Genomic DNA, 17,882 nt, shown 5'->3' with positions numbered 1-17,882 from the left:
TTCACTCCTTCAATTCACAGCAGGTACGGCGCGGGACGCGCCGGCGGGGTGGGTCGGAGGCGCCGGCGCGGTGCCGGCGTCGCTGGATCGGTCTTGGGCCGCCGGCGCGCCGGTCGCGACCACCGGCGCCGCATTGCGCCCGGTCTCGACGTCGTTCGGATCGGTGTCGCCGGCGTCGGCCAGGATCACCAGCACCACGCGGCGGTTGGCGTTGCGGCCGGCCTGGCTGTCGTTGTCGGCGCGCGGGCGGAATTCGCCATAGCCGATCATCGACAGCCGCGAGGGCTGCAGGCCCTGGTCGGCGAACAGGTGCACCACGCTGGCCGCGCGCGCCGCCGACAGTTCCCAGTTGGAGGGGAACTGCAAGGTGGCGATCGGCGTGTTGTCGGTATAGCCCTCCACGCGCACCCCGTTGGGCACCGGCACCAGCACCTGGGCCAGTTGGGTCAGGGTGGCGCGCGCGCTCTGGTCCAGCGTCGCCGAGCCGGAGCCGAACAGGATGTCGCTGTTGATCTCCACCTCGATCCACAGGCCGGCGTGGCGCACGCTGATCAGCTTCTTCTGGATCAGCGGCGCCAACGCCGCGCCGAGCCGGTCGGCGATGCCGTCGAGCTGGCGCTGCGCGCGCCGCAACTGGTCCTCGTCGCGCAGCGCGCCGCTGGCGCGCAACGGCGAGGCCGACGGCAGCCGGTTCGCGTCGGGCAGCGACAGCGCCGGGCTGGACTTGATCGGAGTCGGCCGTTCGCCACCCTGGCCCTGCATCAGGTGGTCGCCGACCTGCACCGGACTCACGGTCCGCGGCGCGCCGCCGAAGGCGGTGCTCATCGCGTCGGCCATGACCCGGTACTTGGCCTCGTTGACCGTGGACAAGGCATACATCACCACGAAGAAGGCGAGCAGCAACGTCATCAGATCGGCGTAGGGGATCGCCCATGCCTCATGGTTGACGTGATCTTCGTGGGGACGCTTGCGTGCCATAGTGTCCGGTCAATGCAAGAAGCCGGCCAATTTCGATTCGATGTTGCGCGGGTTCTCGCCCTGGGCGATGGCGATGAGCCCCTCGATGATCATTTCGCGCTCGCCGCTGCTGTGCTTGATCACGCTCTTGAGCTTGCTGGCCATCGGCAGGAACAGCAGGTTGGCCGAGGCGATGCCGTAGATGGTGGCGGTGAACGCGGCGGCGATGCCGTGGCCGAGCTTGCTCGGGTCGGCCAGGTTCTTCATCACCGCGATCAGGCCCAGCACCGCGCCGATGATGCCCAGCGTCGGCGCATAGATGCCCATGCCCTCGAACACCTTGGCCGCGGCCAGGTCGCAGTGTTCCTGGCCTTCCAGGTCGATCTCGAGCATGTGCCGGATCGATTCCGGCTCCACGCCGTCCACCAGCATCTGCAGGCCCTTGCGCACGAACGGGTCGTGCTGGTGCTGGACCTGGCCTTCCAGGCCGAGCAGGCCCTGGCGGCGGGCGATGTTGCTCCACTCCACGATCTGCTGCAGCAGTTCCTGCCGGTTGCTGGCCGGCGGATGCAGGATCCACTTGGCGATCTGGAAGGCGCGCCGGAACACCGCCGGCGGCGTGTGCACCAGGATCGCGGCGACGGTGCCGACGATCACGATCACGAACGCGGCCGGCGACCACAGCGCCGAAATGCCGGCGCCCTTGAGGATGCTGCCGCCGACCAGCGAGGCGATCGCCAACAGCAGACCGATGAGACTGAGTTTGTCCATGCAGGAGGTATCGGCCAGGGGGCTTGGGACTTGATGGCCTTGGGGCCGGGAATGGGGATTGGGGAATGGGGAATCGCAGAAGCGCGAGCGCCGATAGCGGCTCGGCTGGTCGGAGGAACAGCTCAGCAGCCGTGAAGCCGGGAAGCGGGATTGGGGAATAGGGAATCGCAAAAGCGCGCGCGCGAAGGTCTGAAGCGGTACGAGGAGAGCGGGAGCCGCTGTTGCGATTCCCGATTCCCGATTTCCAGCCTCACCGCGTCGCGGCTGAAGCCGCTCCTACAGGGGAAACAAGGCGCCAGGGATGCGGCTCCTACGATTCCCCAATCCCCATTCCCCAATCCCGGCCTTTCAGGCCTTCAAGCCATCCACATCCAGGATCAACGCCAGGCGGCCGTCGCCGATCAGGGTCGCGCCGGCGTAGCCGGGCAGGCCGCGCAGGGCGCGCGGCAGGGGTTTGATCACCACTTCCTCGCGGCCACGGACCTGGTCCACGACCAGGCCCATGCGCGATTCGCCGGCCTGCAGCACCACCACGGTGAGCAGCGGCAGTTGCGGGGCGTCGATGTTGAGCCACTGGCGCAGGTCCACCAGCGGCAGGGTGTGCGACTGCCGGTCGAGCACGGCACGGCCGTCGAACCAGCCCAGCGAGCGGCGCGGGGCGTGCAGCACCTCGACCACGCGCGCCAGCGGCAGCGCGTAGACGGTGTCGCCGGCCTGCACCAGCAGGGTCGGCAGGATCGCCAGGGTCAGCGGCACGCGGATCAGGAAGCGGCTGCCGCGGCCCAGTTCCGACTGGATCTGGATCTGCCCGCTGAGTTCGCGGATCCGCGACTGCACCACGTCCATGCCGACGCCGCGGCCGGAGATGTCGGTGACTTCGGACTTGGTCGAGAAGCCGGGCAGGAACACCAGGTGCAGGCATTCCTCGGTGGTCAGGCGCGCGGCGGCCTCGGGATCGATCAGGCCCTTCTCGCGGGCCTTGGCGCGCAGCCGCTCCGGATCGATGCCGGCGCCGTCGTCCTGCACCTCGATGCTGACGTAGTCGCCTTCCTGCTGCGCCGACAGGCGCACGTGGCCGCCGCGCGGCTTGCCGGTGGCCTCGCGCAGCGCCGGGGTCTCGATGCCGTGGTCGATCGCGTTGCGCACCAGGTGCACCAGCGGGTCGGCCAGGGCCTCGACCAGGTTGCGGTCCAGTTCGGTCTCGGCGCCGACCAGTTCCAGGTCCACTTCCTTGTTGAGCGAGCGGGCGACGTCGCGCGCCACCTTGGGAAAGCGCGAGAACACCTTGCCGACCGGCTGCATGCGCGTGCGCATCACCGCCGACTGCAGGCGCGCGGTGGCGATGTCCAGGCTGCTGACCGCGCGGTCCAGTTCCTCGTCGCGCAGGCGCACGCGCAGGGTCTTGAGCCGGTTGCGCGACAGCACCAGTTCGCCGATCAGGTTCACGATCGCGTCCAGGCGCTTGGTGTCCACGCGCACGGTGTGTTCGGGTTCGGCGGCCTTGGCCGGCGCGGCGGCCGCCTTGGGCGCGGCGCTGGGCGCGCGCGGCGGCGGCTGCAGCGCCTGCGGCGTGGCCGCGGGCGGCGCGTCGCCATGCAACTGGTCCAGCAGCGCCTCGAATTCGTCGTCGTCGATCAGGTCGTCGCCGGCGCCCGCGGCCTTGGCCGGCGCGGCGGCGGGCTTGGCCGCCACCACCGCCGTCTCTTCGCCGCTGGTGGCGAACTGCGCGATCAGCGACGCCGGCGCGCGCGGCGGTTCGTTGCCGCTGCCGAACGCGTCGAGCATCGACTGCAGGTAGTCCAGCGACTGCTGCGCGGCGTCGAAGTGCCGTGCCTGCAGGGTGGCCTGGCCGGCGCGGGCCTGGCCGAGGGTGTCCTCGGCGGCGTGGCACAGCTCCACCATCGGGGTGATCGCCAGGAAGCCGGCGCCGCCCTTGAGCGTGTGGAAGCCGCGGAACACCGCGTTGAGCTGGCCGCTGTCCTCGGGCGCCTGCTCCAGCGACACCAATTGCTCGCCGAGCCGGTCCAGGATCTCCTGGGCCTCGATGATGAAGTCGGCAGCGATGTCGTCGGGTACGGCGCTCATAAAATTACAGTCCCAGTCCTGACAAAAGGTCGTCGGCGTCGTTCTGCGACACGCCGTGACGGTCCAGTCCGGCCAGCGCGGGGCCGGCCAGGCCGCCGTCGGCCTTCTTGTTGTCGTCCTTCGGCGGCAGTCCCAGCGCGCCGAAGCCTTCGTGCACGCGGCGCACGATGGTGGCGACGCGGCGGATGATCTGCCCGGTCAGGTCCTGGAAGCTCTGCGCCAGGGCCATCTCGGTGAGGTTGTGGCGGATCTTGTCGAGGATCTCGCTCTGGTCGCCGCTGAGGCCGCCGGCGCTGAGCTGGTTGGCCAGCGCGCGGCATTCCTCGGCCAGGTCCAGGGTGCGGTGGCTGGCCTGTTCGGTCATCTCCACCACGTGGTCCAGGCGCGAGCAGGCGTCGTCCAGTTCGCCGGCCTCGCTGGGCACCACCGGCAGTTCGCCGAGCGCCTGGCCCAGGTCGCGGGCGAGCCGGCTCAGGCCCTGCATCATCGGTCGCGTGCGCCAGGCGGCGAGGGTGTCGATCTCCCTGCGCCAGCCGGCCTCGTCGCCGTTCTCCAGCGCGTCCAGGGCGCCTTGCAGGCGTTCGATCAGGGCGGTACGTTCGGCGGTGGCTTCCATTTAGGCGGTCGCTCCCAGACGTTCGAAGATCTTGCCCAGCTTCTCCTGCAGCGTCTGCGCGGTGAACGGCTTGATGATGTAGCCGTTCACGCCGCACTGCGCGGCCTCGATGATCTGCTCGCGCTTGGCCTCGGCGGTCACCATCAGCACCGGCAGGTGCTTGAGCTTGTCGTCGGCGCGGATGTTGCGCAGCAGGTCGATGCCGGTCATGCCGGGCATGTTCCAGTCGGTGACCACGAACTCGAACGGTGCCGAGCGCAGCGCGGCGAGGGCGCTGTTGCCGTCTTCGGCCTCGGCGGTGTTGGTGAAGCCCAGATCGCCGAGCAGATTCTTGACGATGCGTCGCATCGTCGAGAAATCGTCCACGATCAAAATCCGCATGTTCTTGTTCACCGCTTACTCCTTGGGTCTTATTCTTCGTCTTCCAGGCCGGCGTCGGCCGCTTCGAACGCCTTGAGGCGCCCGCGCAACCGGACCGTGGCCTGGCCGTGGATCTGGCACACGCGCGACTCGCTGACACCGAGCACCGCGCCGATTTCCTTCAGGTTCAGTTCCTGCTCGTAGTACAGCGACAGCACCAGCTGCTCGCGTTCGGGCAACTGCGCGATCGCCTTGCCCAGCTCGCGGCCGAATTCGCTGCGTTCCAGCATCTGCTGCGGATTGGGGCCGCCCTTGGCGATGGTGTCCAGTTCGCCATGGTCCTCGACCCGCGACTCCAGGCTCAGCACCTGGCCGCGTGCGGCATCTTCCATCAAGCGCAGGTATTCGGGAAGCGGCATGTCCATCGCCGCGGCCACTTCGTTGGCGGCGGCGGCGCGGCCGGTGCTCTGCTCGATCTTGCGGATCGCCGAGGCGGCGTCGCGGGCGCGGCGGTGCACCGAGCGCGGCACCCAGTCGCCGCGGCGGATCTCGTCGATCATCGAGCCGCGGATGCGGATCGAGGCGTAGGTCTCGAACGAGGCGCCCTGGTCGGCATCGTAGCTGCGCGAGGCCTCGATCAGGCCGATCATGCCGGCCTGGATCAGGTCGTCGATCTCGACGCTGGCCGGCAGCCGCGCCGCCAGGTGGTGGGCGATGCGCCGCACCAGGTCCGAATGCTGGGTGATGTAGTCGTTGGCGCTGTTGCGCTGCACGGCGCGGTACTGGGCGGCGGCGTTCATGCGGCGACCCCCCGCTGGATGATCCGTTCGACGAAGAACTCGACGTTGCCGCGCGGCGCGGTCGGGGCCTGCCAGCGCGCGGTGCGGCGGGCGATCTCGGCGATCGCCTGCGCCGACGGGCTGGACGGGTAGGCCTTGACCACCGGCTGCTGGCGCTGCACCGACAGGCGCAGCCAGTCGTCCTGCGGCACGCAGCCCAGGTAGTTCAGCGACACGTCGCCGAGGAACTTCTCGCACACCCGGCTCAGCTTGTCGTACAGCAGGCGGCCTTCGTTGAGGTCGCGGACCATGTTGGCCACGATCTGCACCCGGTCCACGCCGCGTTCGCGCGAGAGCACCTTGATCAGGGCGTAGGCGTCCGTGATCGAGGCCGGTTCGTCGCAGACCACCACCACCGCGTCCTGCGCGGCCTGGCAGAAGGTCAGCACGCTGTCGGTGATGCCGGCTGCGGTGTCGATGATCATCACGTCGAGCTCGCGCTGCAGCTCGGAGAACACGTTGACCAGGCCGACGTGCTGCGCCGGCGGCAGTTCGGCCATGTGCCGGCGGCCGGAGGCGGCGGGCACCACCATCAGGCCGTTGGGCATGTCGATCAGCACCTCTTCCAGGGTGCAGCGCCCGGCGACCAGGTCGGCGAGGGTGAACTTGGGGGTCAGCCCGAGTAGCACGTCGACGTTGGCCAGGCCGAGGTCGGCGTCCAGCAGCAGGGTGCGCTTGCCCATGTCGGCCAGCGCCATGGACAGGTTGACCGAGATGTTGGTCTTGCCGACGCCGCCCTTGCCGCCGGTCACGGCGATGGTGCGCACCGGGCCCAGCGGCTCGCTGCGCGTTGCCGACAGGGGGAAGGCATTGGTCAGGTTGACGTAATCACGCGACGGCATGGGTCTGCTCCGGAGTACAGGGCTTATCGGCAGCGCGCCGCAAATCTTCAAGGCGCAATACCAGGCTGGCGGCGTTGGCGCGGTGCAGGTCGTCCGGCACGCGCTGACCATCGGTCACCCAGGTGATGGGAAGCCGGTGGTCCGCGACCACCGACAGGGCACTGCCAAACCGCCCGGTTTCATCCAGCTTGGTCAAGATCACCCCCTGCGGATCGGCGCCGGCGAACCGGCGCACCACCTCGTCCAGGTCGGAGAAATGGGCATTGGCAGGGAGTACTAGCAAGGACCGGACCACTCGCGAGGCGCGCAGCCAGTGCAACTGCGCGACCAGGGCGCGGTCGCGCTGGCCCATGCCGGCGGTGTCGATCAGCACCAGCTTGTAGTCGCGCAGGCGCTCCAGCAGCTGCTGCAGGGCGGCGTCGCTGTCGGCCTCGTGCACGGCGATGCCGAGCTGGCGGCCGTAGCTGTGCAGCTGTTCGCGGCCGCCGACGCGGACCGTGTCGGTGGTGACCAGGGCCACGTCGCGGGCGGCGTGGCGCTCCAGGAAGCGCGAGGCCAGCTTGGCGATGGTGGTGGTCTTGCCGGCGCCGGTGGGGCCGATCAGGGCGATCACCCCGCCTTCCTCGAGCGGGTCCAGCGCGGCGATCGGCAGGCGCTTGGACAGCAGGCCCAGCATCAGCCCGCGGCCGCGGTGCAGCTCCAGGTCGGCGGGGATCTGCATGACCACGTCGCGGGTGATGCCGCTGTCGAAGCCGTAGTCGTCCATCAGCTCCAGCGCCTGGGCACGCACCGGCGAGCCGCGCAGACGTTCATCGGTGAGGCGGTTCATCTCGCGCTCGATCATCTGCCGCATCAGCGCCAGTTCGTCGCGCAGCTGAGTCAATTGTTCGTCGTTCTGCGCGGCCGGGAAGCTCGGCACCGGCGCCAGCGCCGGCGCCGTCGGGATCCCGGCGCTCGCGGCGGCCTGCGGCGCGGCCGCGGCGGCCGGCGCCGGGGCGGCGGGAGCGGCGGTCGGAGTCAGCGCCACCGCGGCGATGTCCTCGAGCCAGGCCGGCACCGCGGCGGCGGCGCTGGCGGGCACGGCCGGGGCGGCGAACGGGCTGGGCATCGGCACGCTGATCGGCGCGTTGCGGAACACGTCTTCGGGAATGCGGAATTCGGCGAACGGGGCGGTGTCGGCCACCGGGGCGGGCGGCGCAGCGGCCGGACGGCTCGGGGCGGCGGGGCGGCTCGGCGCGGGCGCGGTGCCGGCGGGCATCGCCGAGGCGGCGATCGCGGCCGGCTGGGTCAGCGGCCGCGCCGGCGCGGCCTGCGCCGCGGGCGCCGGGTTCGCCTGGCCGGCGGCCGGGGCGCGGCGCTGGCTGATCGCGGCCATCATCGCCATCGCCGGATTGGCCGAAGCCTTGGCCGGGCGCGGCGCCGGGTTGGCGGCCGACACCGGCAGCCGCGCGGTCTCGTCCGGACGCACCGCGTCCAGCGCCTGCTGCACCAGCGCCTCGTCGTAGTTGCTGGCGGCGACGATCTCGATGCCCTCGTCGGTCCGACGGTTGGACAGGATCACCGCATCCGGACCGTGCTCGTCGCGCACCATGCGGAACGCGGTGCGCATGTCGGGAGCTACGAAGCGTTTGATCTTCATGGGTGGAGGCCGGGAATGGGGAATCGGGAATGGGGAATGGATGGGGCGCCTGCGCTGCCGTCTGGTGGGCCGCGATGCCGTGCTTGGGTTGTGGTGTTCTTACTCATTGCTCTCTCCGCTGTGGGAACGCTGTTGCGCTTCCCCATTCCCGATTCCCGATTCCCCGCACCTCAGCTAATCGTCCCGACCAGCTTCAGCCGCTTGTCTTCCGGCACCTCGCTGTAGGACAGGACCGACAGCGAGGGGACGCTGTGGCGGACCAGCCTGGCCAGGGCCGCGCGGACCTGCGCCGGCACCAGCACCACCGCCGGCTCGTTGCGCGCCTCCTGCTTGCCAACGCACTCGGCCAGGCTCTGGTGCAGTCGCTCGGCCAGGCCGGGTTCCAGTGCGGCACCGTTGCCTTGCGTAGAGTCCTGCAAGACACGTTCCAATTGCGGGGCCAGGGTGAACACCGGCAGTTCGGCGGACATACCCGCGATTTCCTGGACGATGAACCGGCCCAGCGCGTTGCGCACCGCGGCGGTGAGCGCGCCGGGTTCCTGACTCTGCGGGGCGTGCTCGACCAGGGCCTCGACGATCTTGCGCAGCTGCCGCACCGGGATCTTCTCGATCAGCAGGTTCTGCAGCACGCGCACCACCACCGACAGCGGCAGCGCCTTCGGGGTGAGGTCCTCGACCAGCTTGGGCGCGCTCTTGCCCAGGGTGGCCAGCAGTTGCTGCACTTCCTCGTGGCCGAGCAGTTCCGGGGCGTGTTCGCGGATCAGGTGCGACAAGTGGGTGGCGATCACCGTGGCCGGGTCGACCACGGTGTAGCCCATGGTCTCGGCCTGGGCGCGCTGGTGCGGCTGGATCCAGATCGCGTCCAGGCCGAAGGCGGGGTCCTTGCCGGGAATGCCGTCGATCTTGCCCAGCGCGCCACCCGGGTCCAGCGCCAGTTCGCGGTCCGGATGGATGTCGGCGGTGGCCACCGGCACGCCGTGCACCAACAGGCGGTAGGCGTTGGCCGGCAGTTCCAGGTTGTCGCGGATGTGCACCGGCGGGATCAGGAAGCCGATGTCCTGGGTGAGCTTGCGGCGCACGCCCTTGATCCGCGCCATCAGTTCGCCGCCCTGGGCCTTGTCCACCAGCGGGATCAGCCGGTAGCCGACCTCCAGGCCCAGCGGGTCGATCGGGCGCAGTTCGTCCCAGCCCAGCTCGGCATTGGCCTGGGCGCCGGCCGTGGCGGCCTGTTGCGCCGGGTCGGGCTTGGCCTCTTCCGGCAGCAGGCTGCGCTTCCACATCTTCCAGGCCAGCAGGCCCAGGATCAGCGCCAGCGTCAAGAAAGCGACGTTGGGCATGCCCGGGACCAGGCCGACCAGGCCCAGGATCGCCGCGGCCACCGCCAGCGCTTTGTGCTGGCCGAACACCTGGCCCATCATCGAGGCGCCCATGTCCTGCGAGCGCGAGGCGCGGGTGACCAGCATCGCCACCGCCGAGGACACCAGCAGCGCCGGCAACTGCGCGACCAGGCCGTCGCCGATCGACAGCAGCGTATAGGTGGACGCGGCCTGCGCCACCGGCATGCCGTGCTGCAGGACGCCGACCGCCATGCCGCCGATCAAGTTGATGAACAGGATCAGGATGCCGGCGATGGCATCGCCGCGGATGAACTTGCTGGCGCCATCCATCGAGCCGTAGAAGTCCGCTTCCTCGCGCACTTCCTCGCGGCGCAGCTTGGCTTCCTCGCGGGTCAGCAGGCCGGCGTTGAGGTCGGCGTCGATCGCCATCTGCTTGCCGGGCATGGCGTCGAGGATGAAGCGCGCGGTCACTTCCGACACGCGCCCGGCGCCCTTGGTGATGACCACGAAGTTGATGATGGTCAGGATCGCGAACACCACGATGCCGACCGCGTAGTTGCCGCCGATCACGAACTGGCCGAAGGCCTCGATCACCTTGCCGGCGGCGCCGTGGCCGTCCTGGCCGTTGATCAGGATCACGCGGGTGGAGGCCACGTTCAGCGCCAGGCGCAGCATCGTGGTCATCAGCAGCACGATCGGGAAGATGCTGAACTCCAGCGGCCGCTTCACGTACACCACCGCCAGCAGCACCATCAGCGAGATGGCGATGTTGAAGGTGAACAGGGCGTCCAGCACCGGCGCGGCCAGCGGCACCACCACCATCGCCAGCATCGCCATCACGATCAGCGGGGCGCCGAGCCCGTGCTTGATCATGTCCATCATCTTGCGCGTGTTCATCTGCGCGGCGGGTTGGCTCATGGCTGGCTCCCCGGGGCGAATTCATCGACCTCCAGCGGCGGCAACGGCGGCATCGGCCCGCTGCGCCAGGCGCGCAGCTGGTACACGTAGGAGAGGATCTGCGCCACCGCCGAATACAGTCTCACGGGAATTTCCTTGCCGAGTTCGCCTTCCCGATACAAGGCGCGTGCCAAAGGTGGCGCAGACACCACTGCGACGCGGTGCTGTTCGCCGATCTCGCGGATCCGGAAGGCCACCTCGTCCACGCCCTTTGCGACCACGGTCGGCGCGCGCATGCGCCCGCCCTCGTATTTCAGCGCCACCGCGTAGTGGGTCGGGTTGACCAGCACCACGTCGGCGCTGGGCACCGCCTCCATCATCCGCCGCTGCGACAGCTGCATCTGCATCTGCCGGATGCGGCCCTTGACCTCCGGGCTGCCCTCGCTTTCCTTCATTTCCCGGCGCACTTCGTCGCGGGTCATCTTCAGTTTGCGGGTGTGGTTCCACTTCTGGTACGGCGCGTCGATCGCCGCCAGCAGCGCCAGCGCGCCGGCGGTGTACAGCAGCAGGCGCAGGGTGAAGCCCAGGCCGTCGCCGATGGCGGTCTCCAGCGGCTGCCGCATCAGGCTGCGCAGGCCGTCCACGTTGTTGGAGATGCACAGGGCGGCGGCACCGCCGACGAAGCCCATGCGCAGCATCGACTTGAACAGTTCGGCCAGGCTTTCCGGGCCGTACAGCCGGGTCAGCCCGGCCATCGGGTTGAGCCGGTCGAGCTTGGGCACCAGCGCGCTGCCGGAGAAGCGCAGGCTGCCCATCAGCAGCGGGGCGACGAAGCCGGCGGCCAGGCAGATGCCGACCAGCGGCAGCGTCACCCATAGCAGCCCCAGCAGCAGCTCGCCGAAATAGCCGAACAGCGCGTCCGGGTTGTCGTGCAGGCGCGGGTCCGGGCGCAGCGCGCCCTTCATCCAGCTGACCGCGCCAGCGGTCAACGAGCCGGACATGCCCATCAGCGCGAAGATGCCGGCGCTGAACACCGCCGCCGTCGCCAGTTCGCGCGACTGGGGGATGTTGCCCTGCTCGCGCGCCTCGCGCAGGCGTTTTTCGGTAGGTTGTTCTGTGCGTTCGCCGCCGTCTTCGCTTTCGGACATGGCAGTGGGCAGGGCCGGGCAGGGGAGTCGACCCAGCCTCCTGCAAGGACCGTTCCGTTCCGTCGACACTGCCTGCGCGGCGGCGGCCCACGGCACGGCGGCAGCGATGCCGCGGCCCGGCCCGGCGGCGGACCCCGGCAGCCGGCAGGCTGGCCGCGAGTCCCTGTAGGAGCGGCTTCAGCCGCGACGAACGAAGCCGTCCAGCGCACCGGCTTCGGAGGCCGTCGGGACTGCAGTCCTTCCCACAGTGCCCCCAGCGGGCCGGCCGCGAATACAAGGGAGGGCGCCGCGCGTCAGCGCTGCAGTTCGACCCGGTTGCGGCCCAGGTGCTTGGCCCGGTACAGGGCCTCGTCGGCACGCGCCAGCAATTGCTGCAGGCTCTCGCCCGGCCGGTACCAGGCCACGCCGATCGAGGCGGTGACCGCCAGCGCCAGGTCGCCGATCTGCAGCGGCTGGCCGGCGATCGCCGCGCGCAGGTGCTGCAGCCGCTCGTGCGAGGGGATCGGCAGGCCGGGCAGCACGCCCAGCAGTTCCTCGCCGCCGTAGCGGCCGATCTGGTCCGAACCGCGCAGGCTGGCGGTCAGGTGCAGGGCGACCTTGACCAGCACCGCGTCGCCGGTCAGGTGGCCGTGCACGTCGTTGATGCGCTTGAAGTGGTCCAGGTCGATCATCGCCACCGCCAGCGGCTGCCGCTCGACCTGGGCGCGCTGCATCTGCGCGGCCAGCGCCTCGAGGATGCCGGCGCGATTGAGCAGGCCGGTCAGCGCATCGTGGGTGGCCTTCACCGCCAGCGCGGCGCGGGCGATCTCCAGTTCGCGCTTGTCGTATTCCAGTTCCTGGGTGCGCAGCGCGACCAGGTCGGCCAGCTCGCGCTGGCGCCGGTGCAGGCGGCGTTCGCGCCAATGCAGGGCCGCCATCGCCGCCACGCTGCACAGCAGGGCATACAGCGTCAGCATCGGCACGCTGCGCCACCACACCGGCGCCACCGTGAACGCCACCCGGGTCGGTGCCGAGGCGCTGCGCCGGTAGGCGTCGAGCAACTGGATCTCGAACACGTAGTTGCCGGGCGGCAGCGGCGGGTGGTCGATCTCGAAGTTGGGCGTGTGGATCCAGCGGGTGTGGACCCCTTCGAAGCGGTAGCGGAACGAGACCCGGTTGCGGTCGTCGTACAGGTCCGGCGCGCCCACTTCGATGTGCAGCGGCTCGTTGTTCCAGGGCAGGCGCGCGCCGGCGGCGATCGGATGGCCGCCGCGGGTGAACTCGTCCAGCGTCAGCGACGGTGCGCGGCCCTGGAACAGGCGCTGCGGCGCCAGCACGTGGCTGACGCCCTTGCTGTTGCCGATCCACACCGAGCCGTCGCGGTCCTCGAAGAAGGCCGATTCGGAGGTGTCGTCCCACAGCAGGCCCTGCGACTGGGTCAGGCGCGACCAGCGGCGCCCGTCGTAGATGTCCAGGCCCTGGTTGTGGCCGATCCAGACCCAGCCGTTGCCGGTGCGCCGCAACAGGTAGATCTGCAGCTCCTGCAGCTGCGGCTGGTCGGTGCGCTGCAAGCGCAGGGTGTCGCCGTCGAGCCGGCCCCGCCACACGCCCGGGTGGTACAGCGCGGCCCAGACCTGGTCGTCGTCCTGGATCAGCAGCTTGCTCACCCACGACTGCGTGGAGGTGCCGTCGACCAGCAACCGGATCGGTGTCCAGGCGCTGCCGCGCAGGCGGAACACGCCGGCCGCGCCGGCGACCCACAGGCTGCCGTCGCGGCGCTGCTGGATGTCGGAATACTCGCCGCCCGGCAATGCCTCCACCCGCCGCGGCACGGCATCGGATTGCGGCTGCTGCAGCAGGTACACGCCGTCCACGGCGAGCAGCCAGAGCCGTCCCGCGTCGTCCACGAACAGGCGCTTGACCGTGCTGCCCAGGCGCGGATAGCGGCGCAGCAGCCGGCCGTCGCGGTCGTGGTGGTGCAGTTCGCCCAGCGACCCGACGCTCCACACCGATCCGTCCGCGGCGACCTGCAAGCCGACGATCTGCGCGCCGGCGTCGGCCAGCCAGGGCCGGAACGGCTGGTCGGCGCCGCGCTGGCGGTTGATCCCGCCTTCGTTGCCGATCAGCAGCGTGGTCGGGTCCTGGCGCTGGATGCTCCAGGTCGGCGCGGTGCTCATGCCCTGGCTGGCGTCCCAGTTCTCGATCCAGCCGTAGCCGTCCCAGCGCACCACGCCTTCGCCGTCCACGCTCATCCACAGATCGCCGGCGCGGTCGAACAGCAGCGCGACGATGCCGCCGTCCGGCAGGCCGTTGCCGCGGCCGAACTGCCGCCAGCGGTCGTGTTCCCAGCGCGCCAGGCCCTGTGCGGTGGGGATCAGCACGCGCCCCTGCGGATCGAGCGCCAATTGCGCGCGCGCGACCAGCTTTTCCTGGGCGACGCTGTCCGGCGGGGCCTGCGCGACGAAGCGCGCGGCGGCGGCGGGCAGACGCATCAGGTGGTGCTCGCCGCGCAGCCACAGCGCGCCCTCGCGGTCGCGCACGAGGCGGCGCCAGCGGTCGCGCGGCAGGCCCTGGGCCTGGCCGTACACCGCGACCGCGCCGTCGGCGGCGACCCGGCACAGTTCCTCGCCGCAGCCGAGCCAGAGCGTGTCCGCCTCGGCCTGGACCGCGACGATCCGGCGCAACTGCGGCAGGCGCGCCAGGGTCGCCGCGTCGAACAGCGGCTGCAGCCGCCAGCGCCCCCCGGCGGTGGGGACCGCGCGCAGCGCCTGCTGGCCGTTGAGCAGCACCGTGCCCCAGCGCGGCGTGGCCAGGCGCAAGGTGTTCTTGCGCAGCGGCCCGGTTTCATCGGTGCCGAGTTGCCGCATGCGGTTGCCGTCGCCGACGTAGACCGCATCGAAGGTCGTCACCCACAGGCGCCGCTCGGCGTCCTCGGCCACGGCGCTGACGATGTGGCCGCGCTGGTCCTGCAACGGAACCTGCTCGAAACGATGCCCGTTGAAGCGGTACAGGCCGCTTTCGGTGCAGACCCAGAGGCTGCCGTTGCCGGTCTGCAGCAGGCAGGTGTCGGCCAGGCCGAGCAGACCCTGGTCGTGCGCGTAGCGGCGCAGCGGAATCGATTGCGCCTGCACCGCGCCGCCCAGCGCCAGGCCCAGCCACAGCAGCGCGGCGGCGCGTGCGCGACCGCGCCGCGGGCGCCTTGCCTCAGCCGGCGCGGATGCCGCGACGGTCATGGGCGGGAATTGGCGGAGAGGCGGACATGGCGTGCGGCGGGTGTCCAGGCGGAAGCGGCGGTCGGGAAGGGAGGCGGCGGCCCGTGTCGGCGCACGCGCCAGCACCGGCGACGCAGCCGATGGTGTGCTGTATCGGCCGCGCCAGGCGTGCGCTTGAGCCGTCGCCGGCTACTGTCGCACCGCGTCCCCGGGGACCGGATCCAGATGCAGTTCGACCCGGTTGCGGCCGCCATGCTTGGCCCGGTACAGCGCGTCGTCGGCGCGGCTGAGCAACTGTTGCACGCTCTCGCCCGGACGGTACCAGGCCACGCCGATCGAGGCGGTGACCTCCAGCACACCGGCGTCGGTGAGGAACGGCGTGGCGCCGATCACCTGGTGCAGCGCGTACAGCCGGGCGTGCGCCGACGGCGCCAGGCCCGGCAGCACCGCCAGCAGTTCCTCGCCGCCGTAGCGGCCGATCAGGTCGGCGCCGCGCAGATTGGCGTTCATGCGCCGGCCGACCCGGGCCAGCACCGCATCGCCGACCAGATGGCCGTGCAGGTCGTTGATGTGCTTGAAGTGGTCCAGGTCGATCATCGCCACCGCCAGCGGGCTGCCGTCGTCGCGGCTGCGCTGCATCTGCGTGGCCAGCGCGTCGAGGATGCCGACGCGGTTGAGCAGGCCGGTGAGATCGTCGCGCACCGCCTTCAGCGCCAGCGCGGCGCGGGCGACCTCCAGTTCGCGCTTGTCGTGTTCCAGTTCGCGGGTGCGCTCGGCGACCAGCCGCGCCAGGGTGCGTTCGCGCGACAGCAGGTGCTTGACCCGCCAGCGCCACACCGCGGTCACCAGCAGTGCCGCGGCCAAGGCGTAGACCATCCATGCCAGCGGGCTGCGCCACCACGGCGGCAGCACCTGGAATTCCAGCCGCGCCACCTTGCTGCGTGCGCGCTGGCGTTCGTCCAGCGCCTGCACCTCCAGCGCGTAGCGGCCCGGCGAGAGCAGGGTGTAGGTCAGGTGCTCCTGCTCGGTGCCGGCCCATTGCTCCTGCAGGCCTTCCAGGCGGTAGCGGAAGGTGAGGGTGTCGTTGCCGCCGACCGCGCCGGGCACGGCGAAGGCGATCTCGATCGGCTGCTGCGACCACGGCAACTGCGCGCCGTTAGTGACCGCACGGCCGGCGCGGGTGGCGCGCAGCAGCTGCAGCCGCAACGGCCGCGGCGCGAACAGCCGCGCCGGGTCCAGCACCTGGCTCACGCCCTTGCTGTTGCCGATCCACACCGAGCCGTCGGCGTCCTCGAAGAACGCCGACTCGGAGGTGTCGTCCCACAGCAGGCCTTCGGCCTGGGTGACGCGGATCCAGCGCCCGTTCGCCCACAGGTCCAAACCCTGGCTACTGCCGACCCACACCCGTCGCTGCCGGTCCTGGCGCAGCACGTAGGGCACGATCCGGTTCAGCAGCGGATCGTCGACCTTGCGCAGGTCCAGGCTGGCGCTGCCCGGATCGAAGCGGCCACGCCACACGCCGACGTCGCCGAACGACAGCCAGGCGTCGTTGTCGGCGTCGATCGTGAACTTGTCCAGATCCGCATCCGGCAGCGCGCCGCGCAGGCGGATCGGTTGCCAGCCCTGCGCCTGGCGCAGGTACAGGCCACGGTCGCCGAGCAGCCACAGGCGCCCGCGGGGGTCGTAGCCGGCGCCGTTGAAGTGGTCGGCCGGCAGGTCGCGCGCCGGCTGCGCGACGCGTTCGCCCGGCGCCAGCAGGAACACGCCGCGGCCGGTCAGCAGCCACAGCGTGCCGGCGGCGTCGAAGAACATCCGCTGCAGCGACATGGGCACCCTGGTCATCTCCTGCATGCGGCCGCTGGCGCGGTCCAGGCGCAGCACGCGGCCGGAGGACTGGCCCAGCCACAGGGTGCCGTCGGCGTCGTCGGCCAGTTGCACGGCCTGGCGTAGCGCCTGCCCGGCGTCATCGGTCAGCGGGCGCATGCGGCCGCTGGCGGGGTCGAGCACGTTGGCGCCCATTTCGCTGCCGACGTACAGGCGGCCATCGCCGCGGCTGCGCAGGATCGACCAGGTCGGCCCGGTCGCCAGTCCCTGCGGCTCCTCCCAGTGCTGGATCACGCCATAGCCGATCCAGCGCTGCACGCCGCGGCCGCGGGTGCCCATCCACAGCCGGCCGTGGCGGTCGCTGAGCACCGAACAGATGTTGGGCGCCAGCGCGCCCAGGCCCTGGCTGCCCTCGAAGGCGCGCCAGCGATCGCCTTCCCAGCGCAACAGGCCGCCATCGCTGCGGGTCAGCACGCGGCCGGCGGTGTCCTCGACCAGGTTGATGCCCACCGCCAGGGTGGACAACGCGCTGCCCGGCGGCGGCGGGCGTTCGGCGAACCCGCCCGCGCCCGCCGGCCAGGCCAGCACATGGTGCACGCCGCGCGCCCACAGCGTGCCGTCGCGGCCGCGCAGCAGCGACACCCAGCGGTCCTCGGGCACGCCGTCGGCGGCGCCGAAGCGGCGCAGCCGGCCCTGCGCGTCGAGCCGGCACAGTTGCCGGCCGCAGCCCAGCCACAGCGTGCCGCCGATCGCGGTGACGCTGGAGATCTCGGCCAGCGCCGCGCCGTCGGCGCTGCGCAACGGCGCCACCTGCCAGCGGCCGCCAGCGTCGGCGCCGATGCGCAACAGCCGCTTGTCGCTGAGCGCGATCAACTCCTCGCCGCGCAGGGCCAGCGCGCTGCCCTGGCCGATCGGAATGCGCCGGCCGTCGGCGCCGGTCACCGCGGTGAAGCGGCGGCCATCGCCGACGTACAGCGCATTGGAGGCGCCGACCCACATGCGCTGCCGGTGATCCTCGGCGATGGCGTGGATCAGCGGGCTATTGAGGCCGGTGTCGGCGCCGACCTGCTCGAAGCGCTCGCGCTCGTAGCGGTGCAGGCCCAGTTCGGTGCAGGCCCACACCACGTCGTGGCGATCGGCGTACAGGCAGTTGATGCTCAGGCCCTGCAGGCCGTCGGACTGCGCGTAGTCGCGGAAGCTGTACTCCTGCGCCAGCGCACCGGCCGCGCACACGCACAGCGCGAGCAGCGCGGCGAGCCGCCGCGCGATGCCGCGCGACGGGGAGGGCGACGGCGGCGGGTGGCTGATCGGCACGGCGATGACTGTAGCGTCCCCGGAAGGCCCTGCGCGGCGGTGGGCGTTGCAGCGCCTGCAAC

Annotated in this window: 12 protein-coding genes; all 12 read right to left on the bottom strand. The window is 71.0% G+C overall.

What is annotated here, in order from left to right; genetic code table 11:
• Window positions 1–9: 9 nt before the first annotated feature.
• The 12 genes from motD to AB3X07_RS11730 all read right to left on the bottom strand — a co-directional run bounded on the left by motD (window position 10) and on the right by AB3X07_RS11730 (window position 17,820).
• Window positions 10–978 carry a flagellar motor protein MotD gene (gene motD / locus AB3X07_RS11785; RefSeq protein WP_369938803.1) on the bottom strand — a complete coding sequence of 323 codons (969 nt, stop codon included), beginning with the start codon at window positions 976–978 and terminating at the stop codon, window positions 10–12.
• Window positions 979–987: 9 nt separating this feature from the next.
• A complete protein-coding gene (locus AB3X07_RS11780) occupies window positions 988–1,728 on the bottom strand; it encodes a flagellar motor protein (RefSeq protein ID WP_369938802.1) in 741 nt (246 codons plus the stop codon).
• 348 nt (window positions 1,729–2,076) lie between these two features.
• Window positions 2,077–3,813, bottom strand: a complete 1,737-nt coding sequence (locus tag AB3X07_RS11775) for a chemotaxis protein CheA (RefSeq protein WP_369938801.1) — start codon at window positions 3,811–3,813, stop codon at window positions 2,077–2,079.
• Window positions 3,814–3,817: 4 nt separating this feature from the next.
• Window positions 3,818–4,429 (bottom strand): protein phosphatase CheZ, encoded by a 612-nt coding sequence (locus AB3X07_RS11770; RefSeq protein ID WP_369938800.1) that lies wholly within the window; start codon window positions 4,427–4,429, stop codon window positions 3,818–3,820.
• A complete protein-coding gene (gene cheY, locus AB3X07_RS11765) occupies window positions 4,430–4,822 on the bottom strand; it encodes a chemotaxis response regulator CheY (RefSeq protein WP_010341542.1) in 393 nt (130 codons plus the stop codon).
• A gap of 17 nt (window positions 4,823–4,839) precedes the next feature.
• Window positions 4,840–5,589, bottom strand: coding sequence for an RNA polymerase sigma factor FliA (locus AB3X07_RS11760; protein ID WP_145708117.1), 750 nt, complete (start codon window positions 5,587–5,589; stop codon window positions 4,840–4,842).
• Complete coding sequence (locus AB3X07_RS11755) at window positions 5,586–6,470, bottom strand: MinD/ParA family ATP-binding protein (protein ID WP_369938799.1); 885 nt, start codon at window positions 6,468–6,470, stop codon at window positions 5,586–5,588. The genes AB3X07_RS11760 and AB3X07_RS11755 overlap by 4 nt, the downstream gene beginning before the upstream one ends.
• Entirely contained in the window at window positions 6,457–8,109 is a 1,653-nt protein-coding gene (gene flhF / locus AB3X07_RS11750; protein ID WP_369938798.1) for a flagellar biosynthesis protein FlhF, read from the bottom strand. The genes AB3X07_RS11755 and flhF overlap by 14 nt, the downstream gene beginning before the upstream one ends.
• 170 nt (window positions 8,110–8,279) lie before the next feature.
• Window positions 8,280–10,364 (bottom strand): flagellar biosynthesis protein FlhA, encoded by a 2,085-nt coding sequence (flhA, locus tag AB3X07_RS11745; protein ID WP_369938797.1) that lies wholly within the window; start codon window positions 10,362–10,364, stop codon window positions 8,280–8,282.
• A complete protein-coding gene (gene flhB / locus AB3X07_RS11740; RefSeq protein ID WP_369938796.1) occupies window positions 10,361–11,491 on the bottom strand; it encodes a flagellar biosynthesis protein FlhB in 1,131 nt (376 codons plus the stop codon). Before flhB ends, flhA begins: the two co-directional genes overlap by 4 nt.
• Window positions 11,492–11,784: 293 nt before the next feature.
• Window positions 11,785–14,703, bottom strand: a complete 2,919-nt coding sequence (locus AB3X07_RS11735; RefSeq protein WP_369938795.1) for a diguanylate cyclase — start codon at window positions 14,701–14,703, stop codon at window positions 11,785–11,787.
• A gap of 168 nt (window positions 14,704–14,871) precedes the next feature.
• Entirely contained in the window at window positions 14,872–17,820 is a 2,949-nt protein-coding gene (locus AB3X07_RS11730; RefSeq protein WP_369938794.1) for a diguanylate cyclase, read from the bottom strand.
• Between the last annotated feature and the right edge of the window lie 62 nt (window positions 17,821–17,882).

Origin of the sequence: Xanthomonas sp. DAR 35659 (assembly GCF_041242975.1) — a bacterium.
GTDB lineage: Bacteria > Pseudomonadota > Gammaproteobacteria > Xanthomonadales > Xanthomonadaceae > Xanthomonas_A > Xanthomonas_A medicagonis.
This window is presented reverse-complemented; position numbering and strand designations above follow the sequence as displayed.